Consider the following 8,494-nt stretch of genomic DNA (forward strand, 5'->3'; position numbering starts at 1 on the left):
CCAAACTAATTCTTCCCTCTCCCCAAACTCTTGTGCTCTCCCCTCTCTCCCCACACTACCCCCTCTCCTTCAACTGTGTCACTAGGTTCTTAACCTTAGAACTGTTGAGGAATTGCAGAAATTCCTGGGTCAGCTGCTGCTCCTTTTGCCTAAACTCAAGAATACGGTCTTGCTGAACAGGAGTTCTTTCTGCTATCGGAATAGTAATCAGTTGATTGAGTTGTTCCCTGAGGGAAAGCTGCTGCTGTAAAATCTCCTCATAGCCTGCTTTGATTTGCTCCTCCTCAGGTAAGTATGGTATTTTTTCGTGAACCCTAGTTTGAGTCTTGTCCTGATTAGACAAATCGTCTTTTTGTTCTGGCACTGGGAATAAATTTAGCACCAGTTGCGCCGACTGCACCCGTTTTTGTTGCTGCAGCAACTCAGATAAACTTAGATAGGCATTATCCAAGTTGAGTTTATAGGACTGCTTTTGCTCCTGAGACAATTTCTCTTGAGACAGTTTAGTGACATCTTGCCCCAGGGACTGATATACATTGACTGCTTGCTTATGAAAAATAATCGCTAGTTCTGGCTGGTTTTGTGCCGCCAGTACAGCACCAATAGTCCTAAAGGTAAATGCTTCCCCAGCTTTTGAACCCACTTCCCGATGAATCACTAGGGCTTGTTGGTAGGTTAAGAATGCTTGTTCGTACTTTCCTAGACGATGGTAAGCGATACCTAAATTATTCAGAAGCATTCCCACTGAAATGCGATCGCTTACTTCCTGGGCAATAGTCAAGGCTTCCTGATAGGACAACTGTTCCTGTTCGTGGTTGCCTAGACGGTGGTAAACTAACCCTAGGCTATTAAGCAGTGTTCCTTGGTCTGCCTGTGACACTAGAGAATTGTTTTCGGGATTATCCAGTATTTCTCGATAGATATCGAGAGCTTGCTGGTAGGAATCCAGGGACTGGTGCTCCTGACCCAGCTTATAGTATATATTCCCCAAATTATGGAGAGTCCTGCCTTCGTAGCCACGATTGCTCACTTCTCGGTAGATGGCTAAGGCTTGTTGATAGAATTCTAGGGACTTTTGATCGTCCCCTAGGTTGGAATACGTTAACCCCAGATTATTAAGAGTACTCCCTTCCCCGGTGCGATCGCCTAATTCTCGATCAATTGCTAAGGATTGCTCAAAGAACGACCTTGCTAACTGATATTGACCCAGTTCATCATGAACCCACCCAATAAAATATAGCGCTACTCCTTCTTGATAGCGATCGCCAATGTTTCGTTTAAGTTCTAGGTACTGCTGGAAGCTCTGTAAAGCCTCTTGTAATTGACCTGTACTTAACTGTTGGCGACCTTTAACATAGAGCTGCTGGGGTGGAGTGACTTGGTCAAGACTAGTTTGGTCAAGACTAGTTTGGTCAAGACTAGTTTGGTCAAGACTAGTTTGGTCAAGACTAGTTTGGTCAAGACTAGTTTGGTCAAGACTAGTTTGGTCAAGACTAGTTTGGTCAAGACTAGTTTGGTCAAGACTAGTTTCGTCTTGACCAAGAACAGGCGAAAGGGGGAATGTCACAGAAATGAGTAAAGAGGCAGTGGTCAGCAGGAAGGATGAAGGAACATGAATAAAGGATAAGAGTTTTTGCTTCAATTCAAACTTCCTAGTTTCCACTTGACAAGTGTGTTGTCACATCTTATTATATATCCTGATTTTAATCAGTTTGTCAGCAAGTACAATTACTTATTCACTCTCTGACTTACCCTCTTGGTCATCATCTTTTGTTTTCTTAGTAGTCTTCTTGGTGGATTTCCCAGAGGTTTTCTTTTTGGTGGAAGTAGTTGATTTACTGGACTTGCGACCAGATTTACCCGATGACGCCTTAGCTGCTATGAGTTCCAAGGCAGTTTCTAAGGTTAACTCCTCCATGGATTTTCCCTCTGGCAGAGAGGCATTAACTTTGCCATGGTTCACATATACCCCATACGGACCCTGATAAATATTGACTGGTTCGCCATCTTTAGGATGAACCCCTAGTTCCCGTAAGGGTGTTTTAGTCTTGCTGCGAGAACCGCCCCTTGTCCTCTTAGGTTGTGCCAGCAGCTCTAGTGCACGGTCTATGGTAATTGTCAAGACGTTATCCTCACCTTTAAGGGAGCGGTAATCTTTGCCCTCTTTCCCTTGGTCATGGACAACATAAGGACCAAAGCGTCCGATTGCGGTTTTGACGGGTTTGCCTGTTTCCGGATGAGGACCGAGAAGGCGGGGGAGTGCTAGGAGACCCACTGCCATTTCTAGGTGTACATCTTCCTTATTTACCCCCTTAGGCAAAGAGACACGTTTGGGTTTTTTCTTCTTATCCTCTGTTACGTCACCTAGCTGTAGATAGGGACCATAATTGCCATTAAGGATATAAATTGGTTCACCAGTTTCCGGGTGTAGTCCCAATTTGTCTGGCCCCTCCATTTTCTGCTGAATCAGTACCTGAACCTGCTCAATGTTTAATTCAGCTGGGGTGAGGTCTTGGGGAATCGAAGCAGTAAATACACCATTGCCATTTTCCACTTCGACATAGGGACCAAATTTCCCGATCCGGACTCTAGCATCGAGGTCTTCGAGTTCAACAGTACGGGCAACAATGGGGTCAATCTCATTAATCCTTTCCTTGACTTGGTTGTCGAGACCCTTTTCTCCCAAATAAAAGTTCTGCAGGTAAGGAAGCCAGTGCGCTGCCCCATTGGCAATCTCATCTAAGGTGCGCTCCATTTTGGCCGTGAAGCTCGTGTCCACCAAGTCGGGGAAGTTTTGTTCGAGCAAATTAGTAACTGCAAACGCGGTAAAGGTGGGAGCAAGGGCATTTTTCAGTTTCTGAGCATAGCCTCGGTCAATGATAGTACCAATAATACTAGCGTAGGTACTGGGACGACCAATCCCCTCTTGTTCCAAGGTTTTGACCAAAGTCGCTTCCGTGTAACGGGCTGGGGGTTGGGTTTCGTGACCGATAGCTTCTAGTTCTCTACAGTTAGGATGATCTCCGACTTTCAAAGCTGGCAGAATCACTTCCTGGTTTTCTAGAGCAGCGTTGGGGTCATCAGACCCTTCCACATAAGCCCTGAGATAACCTGGGAAGTCAATGCGCTTACCGGTAGCCCGAAATCCGGCATTTTCCACTTGCAAATCAACCACAATTTGAGTTTGTCGAGCATCCGCCATTTGACAAGCAACGGTACGCTTCCAAATCAGGTCATAGACTTTAAATTCGCGATCGCTTAATCCCGTTTCTTGAGACGTTTTGAATGTACTCCCTGCTGGACGAATAGCTTCGTGAGCTTCTTGAGCTCCTTTGCTCTTAGTGGTATACTTTCTCGGCTTGGGGCTAAGGTACTCTACCCCGTATTTTTGTTCAACGCAGCTACGGGCTGCTGTGATCGCTTGTTCAGACAAATGTACTGAGTCTGTACGCATATAGGTAATGAAACCCTTTTCATACAGACTCTGGGCAGTCCGCATCGTATCACGAGCCGATAGTCCCAGTTTCCGGTTTGCTTCCTGTTGGAGGGTCGAGGTAGTAAAGGGGGGTGAGGGTTTGCGAGTAACAGGTCGTTCTTGTAAATTAGTAACCGTCCAGACTTTATCGATCAGGCGGTCTTTGAGTGCTTTCGCCTCCAGTTCACTCAACAATTTGACCTGCCTACCTTGGATAATGTTACCTGTATTGGCATCGAAATCACTACCGGTAGCAATTTTAACCTTATCCAGGGTTACTAGCTTAGCGTCAAAGGAACTTCCTTCTCGCTGTAGAATCCCTTTCAAATCCCAATAGGTGCCCTTGCGGAAGGCACGGCGTTGCCGTTCTCGAGTTACCAACAGCCGCACTGCTACAGACTGTACCCGACCAGCTGATAAGCCCCAAGCCACTTTTTTCCACAGCAGGGGTGAGAGGGTGTAGCCCACGAGTCGGTCAAGAATCCGCCTTGTTTCCTGAGCTCTTACCACCTGATCATCGATCTCACGGCAGTTTTGTAGGGCATTTTGAATAGCATCCTTAGTGATTTCATGAAATACCATCCGCTTAGTTGGCACTGTCGGCTTTAAGATTTGTAACAAATGCCAACTAATACTCTCCCCTTCTCGGTCTTCATCCGTAGCCAAAATCAGTTCATCAGAATCTTTCAGAGCTGCTTTGAGCTGTTGGACAACCTGTTTCTTGTCTTTAGGCACCAGGTAAAGGGGTTCAAAGTCAGCGTCCACATTCACCCCAAACTTAGCCCACTTTTCCCCCTTGTATTTTTCGGGGATTTCACTAGCTGATTGAGGTAAATCACGGACGTGACCCATGGAGGCTTCGACCTGGTAACTAGAAGGTAAGTAGTTCCGAATGGTGCGAGCTTTAGTAGGAGATTCGACAATTACAAGGGTTGTCATCGGAGTTTCAACAATAGCGGCGGTGTTGAATAGTCTAATTTAAATACTATTTCTCAAAGGTCGAGGGAGTAAGCCAGTATACTTGCTCCCTACTGAGTGTGGGTATTGTTTGCCAGCATAGTTTTCCACCATAGTTTTCCAGCATTAAGTACAACCCCCTGATGGCAGTATAAGCTTGCCTATTAATTTCTACAGTACGCCACTTGTGTCGCAGCCTAACACGAACAAGGAGCAACTGTGTCGGAAAGGGAGTGAGCCAACTCGACCATCGGTACGGGGATTTAAGGGCTACTTAATATGCGCTTCAGCAGTACTCCCCACTTTTTCGGATTGTGCTAGAAATAATGTTTACCTAGAGGTAAACCACGAATAGCTCATGTAGTGATGGCTAACCAATAGAGCACCGTTAACACCCTCAGTACACCCCTCTCCCAATTCCTCTCACGTCTGCTTAAAGATTTGTAAACAATTCGTTCGTTGCCTTCAAAGGTAACATTGCTCCGGTGTAGGACACAGCTAGTCTCACCTTACCGTGGCACAGAGGGCAGTGAAACGGCATAAATACTGAATTCTAGTTTGTCCAATCTCCAAGCCATACAAGCCTTTTGCCCAACTAGCTACAATCACCGATATGATAAGAAAGTTAATCTGGATACTCAAATAACCATAGATCATATCATTAAAGCCTATGGATTTTGCCAATCTTGCCGCCCAGTTGAATGCTGGGGTAATTTTGCCAGAGGGGATTGTAGTGATTACCCTCTTGCTAGTGTTAATCATTGACCTGATTGCTGGGAAAAAGTCTGCTCAAACTATTTCCTATGTAGCCATTGGGGGTCTACTTGCTGCCATAGTTGCCCTGTACTTCCAATGGGATGCTGCAAATCCCATCGCCTTCTTTGGGGAATTTAATGGTGACACCCTGAGTGTGGCATTTCGTGGCATCATTGCCCTATCGACTGTGTCAACGATTTTGATGTCAATTCGTTATGTGCAGCAGTCGGGTACATCCTTGGCAGAATTTATTGGCATTTTGCTCACGGCTACTTTAGGAGGGATGTTCCTGTCCGGGGCGGCGGAACTGGTCACGATTTTTATATCCCTCGAAACCCTCAGTATTTCGTCCTACCTGATGACGGGTTACATGAAACGTGACCCCCGTTCAAATGAGGCCGCGTTGAAATATTTGCTGATTGGAGCAGCCAGTTCAGCCGTATTTTTGTATGGTGTCTCCCTATTATATGGGTTATCTGGGGGACAAACCCAGTTGAGTGCGATCGCTCTTGGAGTTGCTGACCTAGAATCCGGTCAATCCCTAGGTCTTCTGATTGCCTTGGTGTTTGCGATCGCTGGTATTGCTTTTAAAATCTCAGCAGTTCCTTTCCACCAATGGACTCCTGATGTTTACGAGGGTTCTCCCACCCCAGTGGTAGCGTTTCTCTCAGTTGGTTCTAAAGCCGCTGGCTTTGCTCTAGCAATTCGTCTACTGATCACTGCTTTCCCATTGTTAAGCGATCAGTGGCATTTTGTGTTCACTGCTTTGACTATCCTAAGTATGATTTTGGGTAACGTGGTTGCCCTCACTCAATCCAGCATGAAACGGATGCTAGCCTATTCCTCTATTGCTCAGGCTGGGTTTGTGATGATTGGTCTAATTGCTGGGACCCAAGCCGGTTACGCTAGCATGATTTTCTACATGCTGGTGTACTTGTTTATGAACTTAGGGGCTTTCGCTTGTGTCATTCTGTTTACCCTACGCACTGGTACTGACCAAATTAGTGAGTATGCTGGTCTTTATCACAAAGACCCACTGCTGACTTTGGTTTTAAGTGTTTGTTTGCTGTCTTTAGGTGGGATTCCACCCTTTGCTGGATTCTTTGGTAAAATCTATTTATTCTGGGCTGGTTGGCAAGCAGGATTGTATACTTTAGTGTTAATAGGTTTGCTAACTAGTGTGGTTTCGATTTACTACTACATCCGTGTGGTCAAGATGATGGTGGTGAAGGAACCTCAAGAAATGTCGGATGTGGTGAAGAATTATCCCGAAATTCGCTGGAGTTTACCCGGTATGCGTCCGTTACAGGTCGGTTTAGTGATGTCGTTAATTGCGACCTCTCTGGCAGGGATTTTGTCCAATCCGCTGTTTTCTTTGGCCAATGATTCTGTTGTTAAAACCCCCATACTGCAACAGGCGGTGATTACTACTCAGCTGCCTCAAGGGGATCAGGTTTCATTCATGAGTGCTGATAATTGAAGTGCTCAGAGCCATAGACCCGAAGCGCCCCTTCCTGTAGGATAGGGCGCTAACAAAATATTTTAGATTGACTGAGTTAGCCTGACTTGAAAGTCAGGCTTTATCTTGATTTAAAACACTAGTGCCAGAAACCCCCTGTTCCCTTGCTGCATCCCTTTTACTCATTGGATCGAGTTTTGGGAGAGATTTCTGGTCATGGATAATTGCAATGTCTTGAGAGTTACTAAAGCTTCACGGATTTTCCCTATCACTGGTTGAAGATTAGCTTTAGACAGTTTCCAATAGATGTACTGAGAATAATCTGCGTAGAACTTGAGTAACCTGTCAAATTGCCACGTTTTAGGAATACATTCATAGCCTAGATTGAGCATGGTTTTATAATTCAGAATCTCCAAGACTGATAGTTCTGAATCCCTAAGTTCCTGTTTCCAAGCCTGAATGCGATCGCTACTAACGGGTTGAAAGGTCTTGACGTGCCATCCTAACTCACCGGTCGCTACCAAGTTTTTTTGAGCATTTTTTTGATTAAACTCCAGCATGGATTCGCTAAAGGATACCCCTAGCCAATCACAAATTCCCTGGAGTTCTTCTTCTGGATTGATCACTAAGTCTTCGTAGAAGAGGATATAGAGCCGCTGGTCATTTTGATAGTGTTTAATAACCTGGAATAAATGTTGCCATTGTTGGGTTGTCGCTACCACATTGGCGATACAGCTTTCTTTCCAAGTCTTGGCAAATTTAAGCTCCTTTCGTTTTAGGGAAGCATAGATTGCTCTGAGATCTCGGATAATTAGAATTAATTTGGAATTATGGAAATACTTGAGAATGGTCTGAATATGATAGATATTCTCAGGATTTTTATCTCCCCAACAACCTGCTTGACCATCAAACTGCTGTAGATAGGTTTGATAAACTGTGGCGACTGCTGTTGAATAATTCAGTGGTTTCTGAGCTGTCAAATTTTCTCGCAACTGCTGTCGGTCAATGTTCCACTCCCGAAACCTTCGATCAGCGTAGATATCTGTCAAGAAGTTATCGATTTGATGGCTTAAGTCTTGGGATGAACCGTATTTTGGCTCCAGATTAACAAAAAACAGACTTTCAGGAGGAATACAAAAATCAGGATGAGCGGTCAGCATTAACCGCAAAAGCGTTGTTCCAGAACGTTCCATCCCAAAAATAAAAAGTGGCTGATTTTGTTGAGACAAAGATTCCATAGTGTGTCGATGAAGGTAGAGTTTATTTTTAAACTTGATCAATATAGCACCTTGACTTGTCTCAGCTTGCTTAGCTGATCTGTCCTATGGAGTTCAGTTGATTACTTATACTATGCTTAATTAGCTTGAGTTAATTTAAAACTGTTAATTGCCAATTTTAAATTTTTATTTTCAATTAATGAACACCCAATACTGATAAGTAGCAACGGAACTCACTATCAGCTTTTGACTATCTAATTCCCACTCCAATAGATAGCCCTAGTCTAGTATAGCACTACCCATTAAGATTAGGACATTTGTAAACTCCGAAACCTAGTCCTAGCTTACTTCTGACTTCTGACTTCTGACTTCTAACTTGCGCGTAGCGCTATAACTGTGAGCCAAAAAGGGATTACAGCAGTAGATTTAGGATACAGCATGCACCAGGACTGCAGGATTTTTAGTTTATTTGCCAAACCTTTAGGGTTTCTCTGTGTCGTTGAATCCTGACTGCCTGACAGAAGTTCTCGAAAGCCTACAAGAACGGGATCTTTAAAAGCTCAGCTTATGCCCGCACTCGGACTAGGATTCGTTGGTGTTCGCGTAGCGTCGGGCTTTGCCCGAATCGCT

At 44.6% G+C, this 8,494-nt stretch carries 4 protein-coding genes; 1 reads left to right on the forward strand and 3 read right to left on the reverse strand.

Annotation, left to right across the window (positions count from 1 at the left end; translation table 11 throughout):
- Positions 1–55: 55 nt before the first annotated feature.
- Both F6K57_RS11505 and topA read right to left on the reverse strand, forming a co-directional pair.
- Positions 56–1,642: a tetratricopeptide repeat protein gene (locus F6K57_RS11505; protein WP_293067596.1), complete on the reverse strand. Its 1,587-nt coding sequence runs from the start codon at positions 1,640–1,642 to the stop codon at positions 56–58.
- Positions 1,643–1,732: 90 nt separating this feature from the next.
- Complete coding sequence (topA, locus tag F6K57_RS11510) at positions 1,733–4,414, reverse strand: type I DNA topoisomerase (protein WP_293067599.1); 2,682 nt, start codon at positions 4,412–4,414, stop codon at positions 1,733–1,735.
- A gap of 688 nt (positions 4,415–5,102) precedes the next feature.
- Here topA and F6K57_RS11515 point away from each other — a divergent pair.
- Positions 5,103–6,668 (forward strand): NAD(P)H-quinone oxidoreductase subunit N, encoded by a 1,566-nt coding sequence (locus F6K57_RS11515; protein WP_293067602.1) that lies wholly within the window; start codon positions 5,103–5,105, stop codon positions 6,666–6,668.
- Between the two features lie 161 nt (positions 6,669–6,829).
- Here the strand turns inward: F6K57_RS11515 and F6K57_RS11520 are convergent, their stop codons facing one another.
- Positions 6,830–7,885, reverse strand: a complete 1,056-nt coding sequence (locus F6K57_RS11520) for a sulfotransferase (protein WP_293067605.1) — start codon at positions 7,883–7,885, stop codon at positions 6,830–6,832.
- Between the last annotated feature and the right edge of the window lie 609 nt (positions 7,886–8,494).

Source organism: Moorena sp. SIO4A5, assembly GCF_010672005.1.
Lineage (GTDB): Bacteria > Cyanobacteriota > Cyanobacteriia > Cyanobacteriales > Coleofasciculaceae > Moorena.

Bases quoted from the DNA above. Each gene is read 5' to 3' on its own strand.
- F6K57_RS11520 (WP_293067605.1), bottom strand. From the start codon at position 7,885: ATGGAATCTTTGTCTCAACAAAATCAGCCACTTTTTATTTTTGGGATG.
- topA (WP_293067599.1), bottom strand. From the start codon at position 4,414: ATGACAACCCTTGTAATTGTCGAATCTCCTACTAAAGCTCGCACCATT.
- F6K57_RS11515 (WP_293067602.1), top strand. From the start codon at position 5,103: ATGGATTTTGCCAATCTTGCCGCCCAGTTGAATGCTGGGGTAATTTTG.